Below are 20,839 nucleotides of genomic sequence, written 5' to 3'. Positions count from 1 at the left end.
GGCGTGAGTGCTCCACCCGCGAGGCCGCCGCCTGGGAGACGGCCTCGCGCGGGTTCGCGTCAGAACTCCCCGGGTGCGCCGAGGCCCGTGAGGGCGCCGACGGGGTCGAGGTCGGGGGTGCCGCGCGGCCACCAGTCGTCCTGACCGGGCTCCGATTCGTACGCATACCAGAGACCGTCGTGGCCCAGGCGCAGTTGGGCGTGGCCGCGGGGGTGCGTGAGGTGGTTGCGCCAGGGGCGGAAGGCGGGGAGGTCGGCGGCGAGCAGGAGCGGGCGGGCTCGGTCGAAGCGGCCCGCGGGCGGGTCCCACGGCTCCTCGAGGACGCTCAGCCCCTCGAGTCCGCCCTGGCGCCAGGCGGCGACCGCACGCGCCAGGTCGGCCGGGGTGCGGCCGGCGGCCGAGGCGAGCGAGGAGTAGAGGGCGCGCGTGGCCGCGGTGAGTCCGGAACCGGGGCGGGCGGCGGCGAGCCGAACCGCGTCCTGCCAGAGGGTCAGCTCCGCAACCGGGTCACGGCCCGCGGTCAGCAGCGCGTGTGCGCGGGCCGCCGCGTCCGTGGCCAACTGGTCCAGCGCGAACGGGTCCGGACCGCCCGGTGCACCCGGGTAGGTCGGCGGCTGCTCGGGGTGCGCGGGCGCGGGGAGGGGGGCCGGAAGGGGCGGCAGGCTCCGGCGGGCGAGGGCGTCCCGGGCTCGTACGCCGGGGAGGGACGCAGGCTCCTGCTCCTGGGCGGCGCGGGCCGCACGGGCCGCGTTGCGGCGGGAGAGTCCGTCGAGCAGCTCACGCTCGCCCCGGCCGCGCAGCAGAAGCAGGACGAACGGGTCCTCGTCCAGCAGACGTGCCGTCTCGTAGCAGAGCGCCGCCGCGTGTTTGCAGGGGTGGCCGGAGTCGGGGCAGCTGCAGTGCGGTGCGAGGTCGCCGGGGCCGGGAAGCAGGTCGATCCCGCAGTCGGCGAGGGAGCGGGGCATCTCCTTGTCGAGCAGCGCCGCGATGTGGCCGGGCCGCTCGGCGGCCGCGTCGAGGAAGCGGTCCCAGTCCCCGTCGTCCAGCGTCCGCAGGGTCACCTGCACGCGGTAGGGCCGCGGACGGCTCCCGTGCACGTACGCCAGCACCAGCCCCGGGGTGACCGTGATGGCGTCGACCCGCCCCTTGTCCGCGTAGGCCCGCCCCCGCGCCAGCCGAGCCGCGTCGAGCGCGCCATCCTCCAGGGCGCTCACCCAGGCATTGCCCCACCACGTCCGCGCGAACGCCTCATCGTCCGGCGTACGTGCCGGGAGGGTGGGGAACGTACGGCGCAGCTCCCCGTCCCGCCCAGGGGACCCCATGGACCGCGGCAGCCGGCCCGTGCCGGGGGCGCTCCGCTCCCCCGGCACGGCGGAATCGCCCTCGGGGGGCTCCGTCGTCGCGAAGGCCCGCGCATTCCGGGAAGTCGCCCGGATCGCCCGGGTGGGCCGTGTGCTCTCCGCGGTCGTCCCACCGGTCTCCGTGGCCGGGGCGGTCGACCCGGCGGCCTCCGTGTTCTCGGCGGCCTCCGTGTCCTCGGCGGGCTCGGCAGGCCCCGCGGGCTCGACCCCCGCGATGTCCTCCCGAGGGGCTGCCGAGGGCGCGGGCCGGCGGTTTCGCGTCCCTGCGTCGGGCGTCTCCGGACGCGCGGCGGAAGGCACGCCGGGCAGCTGCGTGGCGTCGCGGCTCGGCGGTCGCGTCGTACGGGGTCGGGGATCGGTGTCGGGCAGCTCGAAGGCTCCGGCGAGGAGGTCCCGTACGTCCCGGGTCCGCGCTCCCGGGTCGTGGGCAGGCGGGGTCCGCCGGGCCGGAGAACCGGTCGGCGGTGTGCGGTCGGCGAACCGGCGTCGGGCCTTGGCCGCCTCGCCCTCGGCCTCCGTCCGCGCCTGCCGTGCTTCGCCGCGTGCGGCGCGCAGGGCCTGGCGGGCGGCATCACCGGGACGCGTGCCGCCCGGGGCCGTACCGATCCGGCCGTCCGGTCCGGTCGCGTCCGTGGCGGTGGACCCACGCACCGCAAATTGTTCACCGGACGTGGGCTCCGCCGCCGCGGGCTCCGGGGTCGGCCCGGAAGTGCCCTCGGCAGCCGACGCTTCACCGGCACCGGCACCGGCACCGGCACCGGCACCGGCACCAGGGACGCTGCCCCTGGCGGCGGCGCGGCGCAGCGCCTGACGGGCCGCGTCGCCCGGTCGGCCGGTCGGAGTGACCGGGGTGACCGCAGTCGCCTCGGTCGGCGGGCCCGGCTCGTCCCCGGCCGCCGCGCCCCGTCCTTCGCGCTCCCGCGCGGCCCGCAGGGCACGGCGGGCCGCGTCGGCGGGGCGCGCGCCTTCGATCGCGGGGCGTGAGGATCCTCCGGCGCGGGCTTCTCCCGGTCCGTCCGCTCCCGCGGTCTCGGCCTGTCCCGCCGATCCGCCCGGCGTCTCAGGCCCCGCCGGTCCCGCCGGTCCCGCCGGTCCCGCCGGTCCGCCCGGCGTCTCAGGCTCCGCCGGTCCCGCCTGTCCCGCCGATCCGCCCGGCGTCTCAGGCCCCGCCGGTCCCGCCGATCCGCTCGGCGTCTCAGGCTCCGCCGGTCCCGCCGATCCCGTGGATCCGGTGGATCCGGTGGATCCCGCCGGTCCGTCAGGGCCGGCCGGTGCGCTCACCGCGCCCGTGTCGTCCGGGGCCCCGGTCTGCCGGAGCCGATCGTCCGGTCCTCCCGGCTCCGGTCGCCCCTCGTCCGTGGAAGCGCTCACTCGGACCTCCGGAGTGAGACCAGGTCCGACAGCTCGCGGTCGGTCAGCTCGGTCAGGGAGGCCTCTCCGGAGCCGAGGATCGCGTCGGCCAGCGCCCGCTTCGCTTCGAGCATCTCGGCGATGCGGTCCTCCACCGTGCCCTCGGTGATGAGGCGGTGGACCTGGACGGGCTGGGTCTGGCCGATGCGGTACGCGCGGTCGGTCGCCTGCTCCTCGACCGCGGGGTTCCACCAGCGGTCGAAGTGGACGACATGACCGGCCCGGGTGAGGTTCAGACCGGTGCCTGCGGCCTTGAGGGACAGCACCAGGACCGGGGTCTCGCCGCTCTGGAAGCGGTCCACCATGCGTTCGCGTTCGGCAACCGGGGTGCCGCCGTGCAGGAGTTCCACCGGGACGGCGCGTGCGGCGAGGTGGGCGGTGATCAGACGGGCCATCCCCACGTACTGGGTGAAGACGAGTGCCGAGCCGTCCTCCGCGAGCAGGGTGTCCAGGAGCTCGTCGAGCAGGGCCAGCTTCCCGGAGCGGGCGGCGGGCCCGTGGGCGGCGGTCTGCGCGTCCTCCTTCAGGAACAGCGCCGGATGATTGCACACCTGCTTGAGGGAGGTCAGCAGCTTGAGGACGAGGCCGCGCCGGGCGATGCCCTCGGCGGTCTCGATCGCGAGCAACGACTCACGGACCACCGCCTCGTAGAGGGAGGCCTGTTCACGGGTCAGCGGCACCGGATGGTCCGTCTCCGTCTTGGGCGGGAGCTCGGGGACGATCCCGGGGTCGGACTTCTTGCGGCGGAGCAGGAAGGGGCGGATCAGCCGGGCCAGGCGGACCACCGCCTCCTCGTCCTCGCCGTTCTCCACCGCGCGTGCGTGCCGGGCGCGGAAGGACTTCAGGGGGCCGAGCAGGCCGGGGGTCGTCCAGTCCAGGAGGGCCCACAGCTCGGAGAGGTTGTTCTCCACGGGGGTGCCGGTCAGGGCGACCCGCGCGGGGGACGGGATGGTCCGCAGGGCCTTCGCCGTCGCCGAGTAGGGGTTCTTGACGTGCTGCGCCTCGTCCGCGACGACCATGCCCCAGGCCTGCTGGGCGAGCCGGGGCGCGGCCGAGCGCATCGTGCCGTAGGTGGTGAGGACGAAGCCTCCGTCGAGGCCGTCGAGGGTGCGGTCGGGTCCGTGGAAGCGGCGGACGGGGACGCCCGGGGCGAAGCGGGTGATCTCCCGCTGCCAGTTGCCCAGCAGGGAGGCCGGGCAGACGACCAGGGTCGGTTCGGCGTGGGCCCGGCGCAGGTGCAGGGCGATGACGGTGATGGTCTTGCCCAGCCCCATGTCGTCGGCGAGGCAGCCGCCGAGGCCGAGCGAGGTCATGAGATCCAGCCAGGCCAGGCCTCTGAGCTGGTAGTCCCGCAGGCGCGCCCGGAGACCCGGTGGCGGCTCCACGGGGGTGATGCCGGCCGTCAGGCGGTCGCGCAGCACGGCGAGCGCGCCGACCGGTACGGCCTCGACCGTCTCGCCGTCGACCTCCGCGGTGCCGGCCAGCGCCACGGAGAGCGCGTCGACCGGGTCCAGCAGGCCCAGTTCGCGCTTGCGGGCCTTCCGTACGAGGGCCGGGTCGACCAGCACCCACTGGTCGCGCAGCCGGACGACCGGACGGTGGGCCTCGGCGAGCGCGTCCATCTCGGCCTCGGTGAGCGGATCCCCGCCGAGCGCCAACTGCCAGCGGAACTGAAGGAGTTCCTCGCTCTCGAAGAACCCCGTGCCGTCCGTGGCCGACCCGGGGGCGGAGCGCACCACCGCGGCCGCGCTCAGGTCGTGGGCGAGGTCCCGGGGCCAGTGCACGGCGACGCCGGCCGCGCCGAGGCGGGTCGCCGCGACGCCGAGCAGGTCGGACAGCTCCTCCTCGAAGAGCGCGAGGACGTCGGGCACGTCCTGTTCGGAGAGGCGGTCCAGGGGTGGCCAGACGCGGGCCGCGCGGCGTACGGCGAGTGCCGCGTCCACCCGGGCGCGGGGGCCGAAGGCCGCGTCGGCCTCTCCCGCCCACAGCGCCGCGGCGTCGACGACGAGCGTGGGGTCGGCGAGGCTGTGCACCTGGACGACGGCGGCGCCCGCGCGGCGCGCTCCCCCGCCGTCGTCGAAGAGCTGGTACGCGGACAGGTCAAGGCGGAGCGAGATCCGTACGCCCGCGTCCATGCCCGCGGCGACCTCTGCGGCCCAGTCGTGGGCGGCGGGCAGCCGCTGCGGTTCGCGGGCCGCGAAGGGCTTCCCCGAGGTGTGGGGGGCCGCGGGGGTACGGGGCAGGGTGTCGGCGACCGCGTCCAGGAAGGCGCGGATCAGCGCTTCCGGTTCGGGCAGCCGCAGGGGGCCCTTGCCGGGGAGGGGGGCGGCGTGCCCCTCGTACGGGAGCGCTGCGGCCACCGCGCGGAGGTGGGCGATGTCGTCCGGGTCGAGGGGGCCCGCGCGCCAGGCGTCGAGGCCCTCCGGTGTCAGCCCGGGCAGCAGCCGGCCCCGCGCGACGAGGCGCAGCGCGTGCAGGGTCGCCGCGCCCCAGCAGGCCGTGGCGGGGTGGGCGGCGCGGTCGCGGCGGGCTCCGGCGAGCAGCGGGAGGGCGTCGGCGATCGGCAGGGTGAGCGCGGGGACGGTGCTCCGGCGGACCCCGGAACCATGCGGTCGTACCACCGTGAGCCGGGTCGGGTCGTGCGGCGGCTCACTCGCGGGGCCGGCCGCGGAGGCCGGGGCTCCCGTCGTGTCCGGGGAGGCGGGCGATCCCCTGTCCAGGGAAGCCGACGGTCCCCTGTCCGCGGAGGCCTGCGGTCCGCCGTCCAGGGCGGGCAGGGACCCGCCGTCCGGGTCCCAGAAAGCGATCCGTCCGTCACGCGGCAGGGGTGCGGGCAGGAACACGGCGGCGAGCCGCACCGGCACGGTCATGTCGGTCCTCGGGACTCCCTCGCCCATACGTCCGGTCACCTCCCGCCCCTCGGTCGAATCAGTTGTCTTCGACTCTACGGGCGGGGTCTGACAACGGGTCCCGGTGAAGGCCGGGACCAGCTCGTCACGGGACCGTGCGCGAGACGACGTACACCATGGGGTACGTCGGATTGGTCAGGTTGACCACGACGTCCTGCGTGGGCGCCGGGTCCTTCTGCTTGCGGGTGAGCCCCCACCACTGACCGGGGACCGAGAACTTCCAGCCGGTGACCTTCTGGTCGCGGGCGCTGATGGCGATGTCGTCCTTCGTCAGCGCCTGCCGGTCGGCTCCCAGGCTGGCGAGGAAGGTGTCCAGGCCCGCGTTGGTGAGCTGGAACTGCGCGTAGAGGCGGCTGGTCTTCCAGTTGTTCGTCTCGTAGAACGCGACCTTGGCGGCCGGGTGCGGGATCTCCACCTGGTAGAGACGGCGCTGGACCTTCGACGGCCAGCCTGCCGTGAGACCGGTCGCCGAGTACTTGTCCTCCTTCTGCTTGCCGCTGTCGCGGCTCTGGTTGGCGGAGATCACCAGGTACCCGGCCGGGACACCGATGAGCAGCACGATGATCAGCAGGGTCAGGGCCCGGCGGCGGAACTTGCGGCGCGGGTCCTCCGGCGGCCGCCGCGGCTCGTCCGGCGGTGACGCCTGGCGCGGCAGCGAGGCGGTCACGGCGTGCCCTGGGTCGTGCGACGGGACTCGGTGTAGCGCTCGTACCGCTCGTAGCGCTCCACGCGGCGGCGCTTGGCGCGGCGGAAGCGGCGGGCGACGAGGCGTGCGAGGTCGGCGGCGCCGACCATGCCGGCCTCGGGGCCGAGCTGGGCGCGGGCGATGCGTGCCTCGGGGCGGTAGCCGCGGCCGGTCAGGTGGCGGCGGAAGGCGTCGCGGGCCGGGCCGATCAGGAGGTCGTCGGCCGCGCTGACGCCGCCGCCGATGACGAAGCAGGAGGGGTCGAGGGCGGCCGCCAGGTTGGCGATGCCGACGCCGAGCCACTGGCCGATGTCCTGGAGCAGCTCGATGCACATGGCGTCGCCCTCACGGGCCAGCTCGGTGATCATCGGGCCGGTGATGTCGGCGATGTTGCCCTTGACGTGCTCGATGATCCCGTACGCGACCGGGGAGTCCGCGGCGGCGAGTTCGCGGGCCTCGCGGACCAGCGCGTTGCCGGAGCTGTACTGCTCCCAGCAGCCGCGGTTGCCGCACGCGCAGCGGTGGCCGCCGGGGACCACCTGCATGTGGCCGAACTCTCCCGCGACGCCGAACCTGCCGCGCTTGACCTGGCCGTCCTCGAGGAGCGCGCCGCCGATGCCGGTGCCGAGTGTGATCATGACGAGGTTGTCCTCGCCGCGGCCCGCGCCGAAGCGCCATTCCGCCCAGGCGGCGGTGTTGGCGTCGTTGTCGACGAGGACCGGTACGGCGAGGCGGCCGGCGAGGCGGTCGCGCAGGGGTTCGTTGCGCCAGGACAGGTGGGGGGCGAAGAGGATGCGGTTGCGCTCCGCGTCGACCCAGCCTGCCGCGCCGATGCCGACCGCGTGCACGTCGTGCCGGTCGGAGAGGTCCAGGACCAGTTCCACGATGGTGTCCTCGACGACCTTCGGGCTCTTGGACTTGTCCGGCGTCTCGGCGCGGAGCTTCTCCAGGATGTTGCCGTCGGCGTCGACGACGCCCGCCATCACCTTCGTACCGCCGATGTCGATACCGACGGTGGGGACGCGGGGCGCCGTCAGGTGGGAACGGCGCTCGCGCGTCCCGACGGTCCGCAGGACGGTGGCCCGCGCGGAGCCGCGGTGTGCGAGGTCGCGGTAGGTGCTCATCGGGCCGATTCTGCCTCACGCCGCCGTGCTTTGCTTCGCCGGGGAGGCGTGGGGAGCGGGGGGTGGCTGTTGCGTGCGGTTACCCTCGGTGGCGGTCTGTGAGGCGGGGGCGCGTTGTGGCTTGTCGCGCGGTTCCCCGCGGGCCCGGCCGGGGCGGTGGGGTGGGCGGCGGCGCTCGACGAACAACCGCGGGCCGTCCCCCGAGCGCCGGCCCGATGTGGCTTGTCGCGCAGTTCCCCGCGCCCCCGAGGAGGGACGGGCCAGCCCCGTCGTAGATGCCACGCCCGCCCGACGAAAACCGCGGGCCGTCCCCCAGCGCCGGCCCGATGTGGCCTGTCGCGCAGTTCCCCGCGCCCCCGAGGAAGGACCCGCCGGCCCCGTCGTAGTTGCCACGCCCGCCCGAGGAAGGACCCGCCGGCCCCGTCCGAGAAGGGGCGCCTCCCCTCGCCCCCGCCCCTTGTCACTGGGCCGGGCCGGGGGCGAGGGGAGCTGACGTGTCGGCTACGTCGTGCGTTCCAGTTCGTGGCGGAGGTCGTCGAGCTCGCTGCCGCCCGCCATCTGGCGGGTGAGCTCGTCGAGGGTGATCTCCTCGCGGGTGTGGCTGCCGAACATGGTGCCGCGCTTGAGGAGGACGAAGCGGTTGCCCACCAGGTAGGCGTGGTGCGGGTTGTGGGTGATCAGGACGACGCCCAGTCCGGCGTCCCGGGCGGCGGCGACGTACTTGAGGACGACGCCGGACTGCTTCACGCCGAGCGCGGCGGTGGGCTCGTCCAGGACGAGGACCTTGGCGCCGAAGTACACGGCGCGGGCGATCGCCACGCACTGGCGCTCACCACCGGACAGCGTGCCGATGGGCTGGTCCACGTCGCGCAGGTCGATGCCCATGCGCAGCAGCTCCGCGTGGGTGGTCCTGCGCATGAACTCGACGTCCATGCGCTTGAAGGGTCCCGTGCCCTTCGACGGCTCGGAGCCGAGGAAGAAGTTCCGCCACACCGGCATGAGCGGGACGACGGCGAGATCCTGGTAGACCGTGGCGATCCCGCGGTCCAGCGCCTCGCGCGGGGACGACAGCCGGGTCTCCTCGCCCTCGATGCGCAGCGTGCCCGCGTCGTGCTGGTGCAGCCCCGCGATGATCTTGATCAGTGTGGACTTGCCCGCGCCGTTGTCGCCGAGCACGCAGGAGATCTCTCCCGCGTGCACCACCAGCGAGACTCCTTCGAGGGCGCGGATGTTGCCGTAGTACTTACTGACGTCGTCGAGCTCGACGAGTGCCGTGCCCTCCGTGGAGGCCGCTTCCGTCTTCTCCGCGTCCGTCGTCATTTCGTCACCTCCGCGCGCTTGCGGACCCAGTGGTTGAGCAGGGTCGCCAGGAGCAGCATCACTCCGAGGAAGAACTTGAACCAGTCCGGGTTCCATTCGGCGAACACGATGCCCTTGCTCACCATGCCGAAGATCAGCGCGCCGACCGCCGCGCCGACCGCGGAGCCGTAGCCGCCGGTGATCAGACAGCCGCCGATGACCGCCGCGATGATGTAGATCAGCTCGTTGCCGACGCCCTCACCGGACTGCACGACGTCGAACGAGAACAGCAGGTGCTGACCGGAGATCCAGGCGCCGAAGGCGACGCCCATGTAGAGGCCGATCTTGGTCTTGTTGACCGGTACGCCGACCGCGCGGGCGGCCATCTCGCCGCCGCCGACGGCGTAGATCCAGTTGCCGACGCGGGTGCGCAGCAGGATCCAGGTGGCCACGACGACCAGGGCCAGCCACCACAGGATGGTGATCTTGAAGTCGACGCCGCCGATCGTGATCGTCGAGGCGAAGACGTCCTTGGCCGAGGAGAAGCCCTGCATGTCGGCGATCGACTTGGTGGAGACCGTGCCGCTGATCAGCTTGGTGAAGCCGAGGTTCATACCGGTCAGCATCAGGAAGGTGCCGAGCGTGATGATGAAGCTGGGCGGGTCGGTGCGGGTCAGCATGACGCCGTTGAAGACGCCGATGCCGAGCGTGACGACCAGCGAGACGAGGACGCCGACCCAGACGTTCGCCGTCATCTGGTAGCTGAGCATCGAGGAGATCAGCGCGGAGCTGGTCACCATGACGCCCGCGGAGAGGTCGAACTCGCCGCCGATCATCAGCAGCGCGACCGGTACGGCCATGATGCCGATGGTCGACGAGGCGTACAGGACCGTGCTCAGGCTGGCGGCCCGTACGAAGCTGTCCGCGAAGATCGCGAAGAAGAGGAAGACCGCGATCGCGCCGACCACGGAGCCGAGCTCCGGCCGGCCCATGAGCTTGCGCAGCGGCGAGGTCTTCACGAGGCGCTCGTCGACCTTGGTGCCGGGCGACGGCGCGGGTGCGGGTGCAGGTGCGGTCGCGGTCATCGGGTCCCCCGCTTCGTGTACTCCTCCAGCGCGGCGGCCTGATCCTTGGTGATGATCTGCGGTCCGGTGAGTACCGGCTTGCCGCCGCCGAGGACATCGGCGTTGTACTTGTAGAGCCAGAGCAGGTCCACGGCCTCGTATCCCTGGAGGTACGGCTGCTGGTCGACGGCGAAGCCGAGCGTGCCGTCCTTGAGCTCCGCGGCCACCTTCGCGTTCAGGTCGAAGGTGTCCACCTCGGCGTCGCTGCCGGCGTCCTTCCTGGCCTTGACCGCGGTGTCCGCGTAGGGGGCACCGAGCGTGACGACCGAATCGATGGACTTGTCCGCCTGGAGCTTGGCACCGATGGAGGACTGCACGTCCGGCATGCTGGTGCCCTGGACGTAGAGGTTCTGCACGGTGCCGTGAAAGGTCTTCTTGACGCCGGCGCAGCGCTGCTCGTGACCGACGTTGCCCTGCTCGTGCAGGATGCACAGGGCCTTCTTGCGGCCCCGCTTGTTCAGCTCGTCGCCGACCGCCTCGCCGGCGATGGTCTCGTCCTGGCCGATGTGGGTGAGCGCGCCGAACGCCTTGGACTGCCCGGAGCCGGAGTTCACCGTGATCACGGGGATCCCGGCCTTCTCCGCGCGCGCCACGGCCGCCTTCATCGCGTCCGGCTTGGCCAGCGTGACGATGATGCCGTCGACCCCCTTGTCCACAGCGGCGTCGACGAGCTGCGCCTGCTGCTGCGCCTCGGCGTTGTGCGAGTACAGGAAGTTGATGTTGTCCTTGACGGCTGCCTGCTTGGCGCCGCTCTGCACGATGTCCCAGAACGTGTCGCCATCGCCCGAATGGGTGACCATCGCGAAGGTCCACCTGGGCGTGTTCACCGCGGCCCTGCCCTGGGCGGACGCCGCCTTGCGGGCATCCTCGGCCCGCTTCCCGCCGGTGCTGCTGCATCCCGCGAGGGACGCTCCCAGCGCCCCTGCGAGCGCGATGCTTACCCAGGTCCGAGTCCGTGCCACGAGGCCGTGCCCTTCTTGCTGTGCTCCTTGGTGCGCCGGGGCCCGCGGAGCGGCCCGGCGGGCCGTTCCGTAGGCCCCGGGGGCCGGCCTCTCGCCGGCCCCAAACGCCCAAGTATCGAACACGGGGAGCATGCACTCCATCAGCGGGTCCCGCGCGCGGTGTACTTCTCGAGCTGCGGCGCGTCCTTCTCGGTGACGATGGCCGGGCCGGTGAGGACCGTCTTGCCGCCGCCGAGCACGTCGCCGTTGTTCTTGTAGAGCCACAGCATGTCGATGGCCTCGTAGCCCTGGAGGTAGGGCTGCTGGTCGACGGCGAAGCCGACCTCCTTGGCCTTGAGCCGCTTGACCACTTCGGCGTTCAGGTCGAAGGTGTCGATCTCGGCCTTGCTGCCCGCGTCCGCCTTGGCCTTCACCGCGACGGCGGCGATCGGGGCGCCCAGCGTGATGACGGCGTCGATGCCCTTGGTCGCCTGCAGCTTCGCCTCGATGGAGGACTGGCTGGCGGGGGCGTTGGTCCCGTCGACGTTGAGATTCTCGACCGAGCCGTCGAAGGTCTTCTTCACGCCGGCGCAGCGCTGCTCCAGGGAGACGTTGCCCTGCTCGTGGATGACACAGACGGCCTTCTTGAGACCGCGTTTGTTGAGTTCGTCACCAATGGCCTCACCGGCGACCGACTCGTCCTGGCCGAAGTGCGCGAGCGCCCCGAACTGCTTGGAGAACTCGGCGCCGGAGTTGATCGTGACGACCGGGATGCCTGCCGCCTCGGCCTTGGCGAGTACGTCCTTCATCGCCTCGGGCTTGGCCAGGGTGACGACGATTCCGTCGACCTTCTTGTCGATCGCGGCCTGGACGAGCTGGGCCTGCCCGTTGGCTTCCTTGTCGTTCGAGTACAGGAAGTCGACGTTGTCCTTGCCGGCCGCCGCCTTGGCGCCGCTCTGGACGATGTCCCAGAAGGTGTCGCCCTCGCCGGAGTGCGTCACCATCGCGATCTTCAGACGGGGTGTACCGGCGGCCTTGCCGCCGCCGCTCCCGCTGCCGCTCGCCTTGTCCTCCGAGTCCTTGCCGCCGGAGCTGCTGCACCCGGCCGCGAGCGCGATCACAGCTATCACCGCTGCTGCTGTTCGGGCTGTACGCATGGTGGGACCACCCTCTCTCCCGCCGCTCCTTCGCGGCTGAGGGGAGTTCTAGCTCCGGGTCCGCACACCAGTCAATGGGTTTGTCAGAACATTCTTACGATTGAGATTCGGCCACGCCCCGACGGTTCACTCCCCCACCAGGCACTTTCCGATCACGAGTGGAATTCACCGCCCCATGAAGATCCAAACATTCACATCGGCACGGGGATTCACGGCCGTACGACAATTCACCGCCGTACACGGATTCACCGGTATAAGCGGATTCACGGGCGTACGAGGAGCTGGAACTCGAAGGAGTAGCGGGAGGCACGGTATGTGTGGGTGCCGAACTCCACGGCGCGCCCGGTGTCGTCGAAGGTGGTGCGCTGCATGGTGAGCAGCGGCGCCCCGGCGGGCTCGCCGAGCCGCTCGCCCTCCTCCTCGGTGGCCGCGCGGGCACCGACGGACTGACGGGCGCTGTGCAGGGTGATGCCCGCGGCACGCATCAGCCGGTACAGCCCGGTGGCCTCCATCCGGGCGCTGTCCAACTCCAGCAGGGCGGGCGGCAGGTAGTTGCAGAGGTACGCCATCGGCTCCCCGTGGGCGAGACGGAGGCGTTCCACCCGGTGGACGTCGCTGCCCTCGGCCACGCCCAGCGCGGCCGCGACCTCGGCGGACGCCGGCACGACGGTATTGACGAGCACCCGGGTCGCGGGGCGCTGCCCGGCCGCCTCCAGGTCGTCGTACAGGCTGCTGAGCTCCAGCGGCCGCTTGACCTGACTGTGCACGACCTGGGTGCCGACGCCTCTGCGCCGCACCAGCAGTCCCTTGTCGACAAGGGACTGAATGGCCTGACGGACGGTCGGCCGGGACAGGCCGAGTCGTCCGGCGAGCTCGATCTCGTTGCCGAGGAGGCTGCCCGGGGTCAGGGTTCCGTGCTCGATCGCGGCCTCCAGCTGCTGGGACAACTGGAAGTACAGCGGGACCGGACTGCTGCGGTCGACGCTGAGCTGGAGCGACACGGTCGGATCCACATCTGGTTTCGGCACGCGCCGAGCGTAGCTCCGGGAGATGTTGACGGGAAGTTGTGAAGTTCGATTGTCCGGACAAACCATTGACACAGTGCCTGGTGGGCCCTCAGTTTGTTCCCATGCGCATCGGACTTATCGGAACGGGTCGTATCGGCACATTTCACGCGACCGCTCTTGACCGCCACCGCGAAGTCGGCTCCCTCATCGTCACGGACGCGGACCCCGCGCGCGCCCATGAGCTCGCGGACCGTCTCGGCGCCACCGCGGCACCCACCGTGGACGAGATCTTCACCTGGGGCGTGGACGCCGTGGTCATCACCGCGGCCACCTCCGCCCACGCGGAACTGATCGGCCGGGCGGCGCGCTCCGGACTCCCGGTGTTCTGCGAGAAGCCCATCGCCCTCGACCTGCCGGGCACACTGGCCGCGCTCGCCGAGGTCGAGGCGGCCGGAACGGTCCTGCAACTGGGCTTCCAGCGCCGCTTCGACGCGGGGTACACGGCCGCGCGCGAGGCCGTGCGGTCGGGGCGGCTCGGACGACTGCACACCGTCCGGGCGATGACGTCCGACCAGTCGCCGCCGCCGGCCGCCTATCTGCCGCTGTCGGGCGGGCTCTACCGGGACTGTCTGGTCCACGACTTCGACATGCTGCGCTGGGTGACGGGCCACGAGGTCGTCGAGGTGTACGCGATGGGTTCCGACGCCGGTCCCGCGATGTTCCGCGAGGCGCGGGACATCGACACCGCCGCGGCCGTCCTCACCCTCGACGACGGCACCCTCGCCACGGCGACCGCGACCCGGATGAACGGCGCGGGCTACGACGTCCGCATGGAACTGGCCGGTGACCTGGACCAGATCGGCGTCGGCCTGGACGACCGCACGCCGATCGCCTCCACCGAACCGGCCGGGCCACCGCCCGCCGACAAGCCGTGGACCGGCTTCCTGGAACGCTTCGGCCCCGCGTACGAGGCCGAGCTCGCCGCGTTCGTCGAGGTCGTCCGCGGTGAACGCGCCAACCCGTGCGACGGGCGCGAGGCCCTGCACGCGCTGCGGATCGCGGAGGCCTGCGAACTGTCGCGGCTGGAGCGCCGCCCGGTGCGGCTGGCGGAGATCCCCGCCGGACGGGACTGAGCCCCGGGTGCGCTGAATCCGGGGTGCGCCGAGCCCGGCGCGTGCGGTGCGGCTCCCGGTCCGGGCCGCACCGGGACGACCGGAGCCCTCACCAACGCACCGGCAGACTGCGTACGCCGCGCATCAGCATCCCGGGCAGCGGCTCGCCCGGGGGTCCGTCGAGAGCGAGGTCCGGGCAGCGCTCGACCAGCGAGCGCAGCGCGACCCGCGCCTCCAGCCGGGCCAGCGGCGCGCCCAGGCAGTAGTGGACGCCGTGCCCGAAGGCGAGATGGCCGCGCGGGGCGCGGCGGATGTCGAAGCGGTGCGGGTCGGGGCAGTGCGCCCCGTCGCGGTTGGCGGCGTCGAGTCCGATCATCACCGGGTCACCCACCGCGATGGCCCGGCCGCCGATCTCCATCGGCTCCGCCGCGTAGCGGTAGGTCGCCGTCTCGACCGGTCCCTCGAAGCGCAGCACCTCCTCCACCGCCCCGTCCAGCAGGGTCATGTCGGAGCGCAGCGCGGCGAGTTGGCCCGGGTGGGCGAGCAGCGTGTGCACCCCGTTCGTGATCAGGTTGACCGTCGTCTCATGGCCCGCGACCAGCAGGATGAACGCCATCCCGCGCAGCTCGCCGCGGGAGAGCCGGTCGCCGTCCTCGGCCCTGGTGCGGATGAGGTCGCCGAGCAGATCGCCGGCCGGGGCCGTGCAGCGTTTGTCCTCGATCAACTCGTCCAGATACCCGGCCAGTTCCTTCACGGCGGCGAACTCGCCGACGCCGTCCGTCGGGGTCACGATCTCGTTCGACATCCTGCGGAACGCGGCCCGGTCGATGTCGGGCACCCCCAACAGCTCGCAGATGACGGTGATCGGCAGCGGATAGGCGAAGGAGTCCACGAGGTCGGCGCGCCCCGCGGGGAGCATCGCGTCCAGCAGGTCGTCGGTGATCCGCTGGACACGGGGCCGCAGCGCCGCCACCCGGCGCATGGTGAACGCGCCGGCGACGAGTGAGCGCAGCCGGGTGTGCTCGGGCGGGTCGGTGACGAGCACATGGCGGCCCATCAGCTCGTCCTCGAGGGAGGTCAGCCCCGTCTTGGTGCTGTCCTTGGACAGTCTCGGGTCGGCGAGGGCGGCCCGCGCCTCGTCGTACCCGACGACGAGCCAGCACTCGTACGCGCCGGGGGCCGGCATGCGCACCCAGTGGACGGGGCCCCGCTCGCGCAGCTCCGCGTACACCGGATAGGGGTCCTTCATGAACCGCGTGCCGTACTCACCCAGGTCGATCATGGCTCCGCCCTCCCGTTGCCCTGGACAACGCGCGGGGTCCGCGCTCGGTGCCCGTCCTCCTCCAGAAGCCCGGCGTCGTACGCCAGCAGGGCGATCTGGACACGGTTGTTGAGTCCGAGCTTGGCGAGGATGCGGGAGACATGGGTCTTGACGGTCGCCACGCTCATGTAGAGCTCGGTGGCGATCGCCGCGTTGGAGGCGCCGCGGCCGACGGCGACGGCGACCTCGCGTTCGCGGTCGTTGAGGACGGCGATCCGGTCGCGGGCGGTGCTGCGGCGGGTGTCGGCGGGGCCGCCGGCCGCCTGCTCCATCAGCCGGCGGGTGACGGTGGGTGACAGCACCGGGTCGCCGGCCGCGACCCGGCGGACCGCGTCGACGATGTCGGCGGGCGGGGTGTCCTTGAGGACGAACCCGGCGGCGCCCGCGCGCAGCGCCCGCAGTACCTGCTCGTCGGCGTGGAAGGTGGTGAGGACCACGACCTGCGGGGCGTCCCGACGGCCGCGCAGCCGCTCGGTGGCCGCGAGGCCGTCGACCGTCGGCATCCGGATGTCCATCAGGACGACGTCCGGGCGGGTGCGGTCGACGAGCGCCTCGACCTCGCTGCCGTCGGCGGCCTCACCGACGATCTCGATGTCGTCGGCGCCGCCCATCATGAAGGACAGGCCGGCCCTCACCAGCGGATCGTCGTCGACCAGAAGCAGTCGGATCGCCTTCATGCCGCCTACCGTAGTGATTCCGCCGCGGCGCGTCCGGCGTGACGATTCCGCCCCCCGGCCCGCGTCCGGCGACTACGGTCGGTTGACCGGGAGCCGGCGCACCACGCCGGCCGACCGTGTGACGTTGTGACAGCAGACCTCCGGAGGAGTTTCCCAGTGCGCTATCGGCTCTTGGGTCGGACCGGCCTTCGTGTCTCCGAACTGTTCCTCGGTGCGATGACGTTCGGGGAGCAGGACGGGGTGGGCGCGCCGAAGGAGGAGTGCGCGCGGATCCTCGACGCCTACGCGGAGGCCGGCGGCAACGTGGTCGACACCGCCGTCAACTACCGTGGCGGGGCCAGCGAGGAGATCGTGGGCGAGTTGCTGAAGGGGCGCCGCGACCGCTTCGTGCTGTCCACCAAGTACACGATATCCCGTGACGGCGCGGACCCGAACGCCGCCGGGAACCACCGCAAGAACCTCGCGCTCTCCCTGGAGACGAGCCTGCGGCGGCTGGGAACCGACTACATCGACATCTACTGGGTGCACATCTGGGACCGGAACACCCCGGTCGAAGAAACGATGCGTGCCCTCGACGACGCCGTACGGTCCGGGAAGGTCCTGTACGTGGGCATCTCGGACGCCCCGGCCTGGGTGGTGTCACGGGCCAACACGCTCGCCGAGTGGCGGGGTTGGTCACCGTTCTCGGCGCTCCAGGTGCCGTACAGCCTGCTGAGCCGGGACGCCGAGCGCGAACTCCTGCCGATGGCCGAGGCGTTCGGCATGTCGGTCGCGGCGTGGAGCCCTTTGCAGAACGGCATCCTGTCCGGCAAGTACACCCGGCCGGGCGGGGTGCTCCCGGGCGAGGCGACCCGGCTCTCCCCGGAGGCGATCGGAGAACTGGAGCGGACCGTGGCCGGGGCCGTCCAGACGGCGGCCGACGAACTCGGCGCCTCTCCCGCCCAGGTCGCCATCGCCTGGACCATGGCCCGCTCCCCCGCCGTCCACCCCATCGTGGGCGCCCGCCACGTCACCCAGCTCGTCGACAACCTCGGCGCGGCCGAACTGACCCTGCCCACGGAGCTGGTGACCACCTTGGAGGAGGTCACCGGTTTCCGCACCGGCTTCCCGACCGACTTCATCGACGAGACATCGGCATGGGTGTACGGAACGGCGGGCCACCGAGTGATCCCCCGCACGCACTGAGCCCCGCCCCGAAACCACCGCAACCCCCAACCCACGCCCGAACAAGCCGACCACACCCCGAACCCGCACCCGCCGACGCACGCGAGGGGCCGTGCCGGTACGTCGCAGCCCGTCGCTTACGCCCGGATCGAGCAGCGGCTCCCCTGCCCGGCCCACGTCTGATCCAGCGGCGACGGGCTCGACGTACCGGCACGGCCCCGCCCCCACCGCCCGCCCAACGCCGCCCACATACGGCGGCGACGGGCCCGACGTACCAGCACGGCCCCGCCCCACCACCGCCCGCCCAGGGCCACCCCTCACCCGCCCCAAGGCAACCACGCCCGCACCTCGAACCCCCCGTCCCGCTCGGCCCCGTGCGACAACCGCCCACCCGCGAGGGCGGCACGCTCGGTCAGTCCGATCAGCCCCTGCCCGGACCCCGGCACGTGCGGCACCTCCCCCGACGGTGCCGGATTGCGCACGGACACGGTCAGACCGTCCCCGAACCCACCCGAGACCCGGACGGTGACCTCCGCGCCCGGCGCGTGCTTGCGGGCGTTGGTCAGCCCTTCCTGGGCGATGCGATAGGCGGTTCGGCCGACGGAAGCGGGCACGCCCACAGGGTCCGCGACGACCAGATCGAGGACCACCCTCATGCCCGCCTCCCGCGACTCCGCGACCAACGCGTCGAGCGCGGCGAGCGTCGGCTGCGGCCGCCCCGCGTCGTCGGCGTCCCCCGCCCGCAGCACGCCGATGATCTCCCGCAGGTCCTGCAGCGCCTCGTGCGCGCTCTCCCGGATCACCCCGGCGGCCCGCGCGACCTCCGCGCGGGGCGCGTCCGGCCGGAACTCCAGCGCCCCCGCGTGCACGCTCAGCAGCGTCAGCCGGTGGGCCAGCACGTCGTGCATCTCGCGCGCGATGGCCTCGCGGGCCAGCCGCTGCGCCTGCTCGGCCCGCAGCGCGGCCTCCGTCTCGGCCCGCCGCGCCCGGTCCCGCAGACTCAGCATCAGCTGCCGCTTGGACCGTACGAACATGCCCCAGCCGACCACCGCGGCGGTCAGCAGCGCGGTGACCAGCACCGCGGCGAGGTACGGCAGATCGGGGTCGGGGCGCAGCCAGAAGTAGGCGGGGAGCAGGGCGAGCTGGCTGCCGGCGATCCAGGCCACGTACGGGAAGGGCCGGTGCACGGCGAGGGTGAAGAGGGCGACCAGCCCGGCACCCCCCGCGGTGTTCGACACCAGTCCGACGGGGATCATCGCCACGGCCAGCCCCACCGGCCAGCGCCGTCGCAGCCAGACCGCGGCGCAGGCGAGCGCGCCGATCCACTGGTCGGCGACGGCCAGGCCGTGCGGGGTGTTCGGGTCACCCGTCAGCGTGTCCGCGGCGAGCACTCCGATGACGACGGCCAGCAGAAACCAGCCGAAGTCGACGATCCAGTCGCGCACGGTACGCCGGGGCCGCCCGCCTCTGCCGGTCTGTCCGGGGTCGAGCTCGGCCGCCACGGCCGACGGCAGCAGCCAGCGCGGCCCGGGCAGGAGCAGCGCCGGGGACACCGGCAGGCCCGGCGCGGACAGGTTCCCCGGTATGGGCGGGGGATGGTCAGCACTCACGGTCGACAAATCTACGCAGTCGGGTCCGTCGTGAGGTCTTCCCGCCCGCCATCTCCGACCAAAGTCGCAAGGGCGAGGACTTTCGTCCCTCCCTCTCGCCCCGGGACGGAACTCCGGACCGGCATGCCCCGCCCCGCGGCCGATGAACGTGGGGGGTCCGCGGGGCGAGGGTCTTGCCATGAAGCGAACGGTGAAGCGGTTCCTGGAGGCGCTGGGTGTCGTCGCGCTGGTGCAGGGCGCTCTCGGCCTGGTGCACGGGACGACCGGCCGCCTACGAGGGTGGGGCCTCGTACGGCGGCTCGGCGTCCTCGACGGCTACGAGAGCTGCACGAGCGTCGCGCTCCTCGTCCTCTCGTTCGCGTTGTTCGCCGCCGCCGGGAGCCGGGAGTCCGGCTGAACACGGACCGGACTCCCGGGCAACCGCGTCACCCTCGGATCAGCAGCCGAAGTTGATCAGCTTGAACGTGACGTAGTGGTCCGAGGTGTAGTAGTCCTCCCGCGTCTTCTTGCCGGTCACGATGCGCTTGGCGCCCCGCGTCGAGGAGCCCGGCGTGATGACGGTGTACTCGTGGTAGTAGCCGGTGGACTGGGTGGGCAGGACACCTTCGCGGTTCTGGAAGACGACCCCGTCCTGCGAGTACGGGAAGGGGCCTCCGGAGGCGATCAGGTCCAGCGTGTCGTACGCCTGCGACGGCAGCTGCCCGTAACAGATGCTGCCGACGGCGGTCGCCGCGGCGTTGGCGGGGACGACCGTGCTCCCGCCGATGAGCAGCGCGGACATGAGAGCGACCAGGGAACCGATGCGAGTGATTCGTGGGGGGAATCTCATGGCCCTAGGATGACGCGCGTAGACAGTGACATGTCAATGTCAAGGTCGATGATTTCTCCCGTCGAGTCCGATGAGTTATCCGCGAGTTAACCTGCCGCCCGGCGTCCCCACACGGTCCCGGCGATGACGAGAACGCCGCCCAGCAGGCCCACCGCGCCCAGCCGTTCGCCGCCGAGCGCGATGCCCGCGGCGGCGGCCCACAGCGGCTCGGTGCCGAGCAGCAGGCCGACCCGGGACGGCGAGGTCCGGCGCACGGCCCACATCTGCACGAAGAAGGCGAAGAGCGTGCAGCACACGGCGAGGAACAGCAGCCCGGCCCACTCCCGCGCCCCGAAGTCCGCGGCCGCGGCCCAGGGCGTGGTGTCGGCGCCGGCCGACAGCAGCGCGAACACCAGCACCGCGGTACCCAGTTGCACCGTGGTCAGCGGCAGCGCGCCGGCACCCCGGACCGCCTTGCTGCGGGACATGACGAGTACGTGCCCGGTCCGGGCGACGGCCGCGAGCAGCATCAGCAGATCGCCCGGCGAGGGGCGGGTGAAGCCACCGCTCTGGGTCAGCAGGACCACGCCGAGTACCGAGACTCCGGCCGCGGCGAGGAAGGCGCGGGCGGGCCGGACACGGTTCACGGCCGCCTCGGCGAGCGGCGTGAAGATCATGGTGAGGCTGATGACGAGGCCCGCGTTGGTCGCCGAGGTGTGCACGACGCCGTACGTCTCCAACAGGAAGATCCCGCTCAGGATCAGGCCCAGCACGGCGGCCCCGCGCCACTGCGCGGCGGTCAGCGCGCGCAGGGAACGCCATCCCGCCGCCACCAGCACCGGCAGCGCGACGGCGAAGCGCAGCACCAGCACGGCGATCACCGTCCGTGCGGTGGTGACGTCCTTGGCCGCGAGATAGCTGGCTCCCCACACCGCCGCGACGAGCAGCAGGGGCAGGTCGGTGAGCCAGGCGCGGCGGGGTGCGAGCGCGCCGGGTACGGCGATCGTCGACATCGGAGCGGTCTCCAGCGGGGCGGACGGGCGCGGGCGTGGAGACGGCACCGGCTCTCACGGGGGGGGGACGATCACCGTACCGGCGGACCTGCGTGAGGGCTACAGGTTTCGCGGGGC

17 protein-coding genes are annotated in these 20,839 nt (G+C 72.6%); 3 read left to right on the top strand and 14 right to left on the bottom strand.

Annotation, left to right across the window (positions count from 1 at the left end; all coding sequences use genetic code 11):
- Window positions 1–59 precede the first annotated feature (59 nt).
- The 9 genes from OHB41_RS35760 to OHB41_RS35720 form a co-directional block, all read right to left on the bottom strand.
- Window positions 60–2,012: an SWIM zinc finger family protein gene (locus OHB41_RS35760; protein WP_526025001.1), complete on the bottom strand. Its 1,953-nt coding sequence runs from the start codon at window positions 2,010–2,012 to the stop codon at window positions 60–62.
- 716 nt (window positions 2,013–2,728) lie between these two features.
- On the bottom strand, window positions 2,729–5,668 hold the full coding sequence (locus OHB41_RS35755; protein WP_266702986.1) for an SCO1167/SCO6262 family helicase: 2,940 nt from the start codon (window positions 5,666–5,668) through the stop codon (window positions 2,729–2,731).
- A gap of 97 nt (window positions 5,669–5,765) precedes the next feature.
- Window positions 5,766–6,347 (bottom strand): sugar kinase, encoded by a 582-nt coding sequence (locus OHB41_RS35750; protein WP_266702984.1) that lies wholly within the window; start codon window positions 6,345–6,347, stop codon window positions 5,766–5,768.
- The gene (locus tag OHB41_RS35745) at window positions 6,344–7,489 is read right to left on the bottom strand and encodes an ROK family glucokinase (RefSeq protein WP_266702982.1); all 1,146 of its coding nucleotides are present in this window, start codon (window positions 7,487–7,489) and stop codon (window positions 6,344–6,346) included. Before OHB41_RS35745 ends, OHB41_RS35750 begins: the two co-directional genes overlap by 4 nt.
- Window positions 7,490–7,990: 501 nt before the next feature.
- On the bottom strand, window positions 7,991–8,809 hold the full coding sequence (locus tag OHB41_RS35740) for an ATP-binding cassette domain-containing protein (RefSeq protein WP_266702980.1): 819 nt from the start codon (window positions 8,807–8,809) through the stop codon (window positions 7,991–7,993).
- Window positions 8,806–9,873, bottom strand: a complete 1,068-nt coding sequence (locus OHB41_RS35735) for an ABC transporter permease (RefSeq protein WP_266702978.1) — start codon at window positions 9,871–9,873, stop codon at window positions 8,806–8,808. The genes OHB41_RS35740 and OHB41_RS35735 overlap by 4 nt, the downstream gene beginning before the upstream one ends.
- Entirely contained in the window at window positions 9,870–10,874 is a 1,005-nt protein-coding gene (locus OHB41_RS35730) for a sugar ABC transporter substrate-binding protein (RefSeq protein WP_266702976.1), read from the bottom strand. The genes OHB41_RS35735 and OHB41_RS35730 overlap by 4 nt, the downstream gene beginning before the upstream one ends.
- Window positions 10,875–11,014: 140 nt before the next feature.
- Entirely contained in the window at window positions 11,015–12,010 is a 996-nt protein-coding gene (locus OHB41_RS35725) for a sugar ABC transporter substrate-binding protein (RefSeq protein WP_266702974.1), read from the bottom strand.
- A gap of 263 nt (window positions 12,011–12,273) precedes the next feature.
- Window positions 12,274–13,011, bottom strand: a complete 738-nt coding sequence (locus tag OHB41_RS35720) for a GntR family transcriptional regulator (protein ID WP_266706386.1) — start codon at window positions 13,009–13,011, stop codon at window positions 12,274–12,276.
- Between the two features lie 128 nt (window positions 13,012–13,139).
- On the opposite strand from OHB41_RS35720, the gene OHB41_RS35715 reads away from it, so the two are divergent.
- Complete coding sequence (locus OHB41_RS35715; RefSeq protein WP_266702972.1) at window positions 13,140–14,150, top strand: Gfo/Idh/MocA family protein; 1,011 nt, start codon at window positions 13,140–13,142, stop codon at window positions 14,148–14,150.
- A gap of 88 nt (window positions 14,151–14,238) precedes the next feature.
- Here the strand turns inward: OHB41_RS35715 and OHB41_RS35710 are convergent, their stop codons facing one another.
- Both OHB41_RS35710 and OHB41_RS35705 read right to left on the bottom strand, forming a co-directional pair.
- Window positions 14,239–15,411 (bottom strand): cytochrome P450 family protein, encoded by a 1,173-nt coding sequence (locus tag OHB41_RS35710; protein ID WP_266702970.1) that lies wholly within the window; start codon window positions 15,409–15,411, stop codon window positions 14,239–14,241.
- Window positions 15,408–16,127: a response regulator gene (locus OHB41_RS35705; protein ID WP_266702968.1), complete on the bottom strand. Its 720-nt coding sequence runs from the start codon at window positions 16,125–16,127 to the stop codon at window positions 15,408–15,410. Before OHB41_RS35705 ends, OHB41_RS35710 begins: the two co-directional genes overlap by 4 nt.
- A 156-nt stretch (window positions 16,128–16,283) precedes the next feature.
- Here OHB41_RS35705 and OHB41_RS35700 point away from each other — a divergent pair, with 156 nt between their 5' ends.
- The gene (locus OHB41_RS35700) at window positions 16,284–17,312 is read left to right on the top strand and encodes an aldo/keto reductase (RefSeq protein ID WP_266702966.1); all 1,029 of its coding nucleotides are present in this window, start codon (window positions 16,284–16,286) and stop codon (window positions 17,310–17,312) included.
- A 296-nt stretch (window positions 17,313–17,608) separates the two neighbouring features.
- Here the strand turns inward: OHB41_RS35700 and OHB41_RS35695 are convergent, their stop codons facing one another.
- Window positions 17,609–18,910, bottom strand: a complete 1,302-nt coding sequence (locus tag OHB41_RS35695) for a sensor histidine kinase (RefSeq protein ID WP_526025000.1) — start codon at window positions 18,908–18,910, stop codon at window positions 17,609–17,611.
- Between the two features lie 169 nt (window positions 18,911–19,079).
- Here OHB41_RS35695 and OHB41_RS35690 point away from each other — a divergent pair, with 169 nt between their 5' ends.
- Window positions 19,080–19,298 carry a hypothetical protein gene (locus OHB41_RS35690; RefSeq protein ID WP_266702964.1) on the top strand — a complete coding sequence of 73 codons (219 nt, stop codon included), beginning with the start codon at window positions 19,080–19,082 and terminating at the stop codon, window positions 19,296–19,298.
- A 39-nt stretch (window positions 19,299–19,337) separates the two neighbouring features.
- Here OHB41_RS35690 and OHB41_RS35685 read toward each other — a convergent pair whose 3' ends face one another.
- Entirely contained in the window at window positions 19,338–19,730 is a 393-nt protein-coding gene (locus OHB41_RS35685) for a guanyl-specific ribonuclease (RefSeq protein WP_266702962.1), read from the bottom strand.
- 86 nt (window positions 19,731–19,816) lie between these two features.
- The gene (locus OHB41_RS35680; RefSeq protein ID WP_266702960.1) at window positions 19,817–20,722 is read right to left on the bottom strand and encodes a DMT family transporter; all 906 of its coding nucleotides are present in this window, start codon (window positions 20,720–20,722) and stop codon (window positions 19,817–19,819) included.
- Window positions 20,723–20,839 lie beyond the last annotated feature (117 nt).

Source organism: Streptomyces sp. NBC_01571, from assembly GCF_026339875.1.
Taxonomy (GTDB): domain Bacteria; phylum Actinomycetota; class Actinomycetes; order Streptomycetales; family Streptomycetaceae; genus Streptomyces.
Note: the sequence above shows the minus strand (reverse complement) of the source record. Positions and strands in the feature narration are given on the sequence as shown.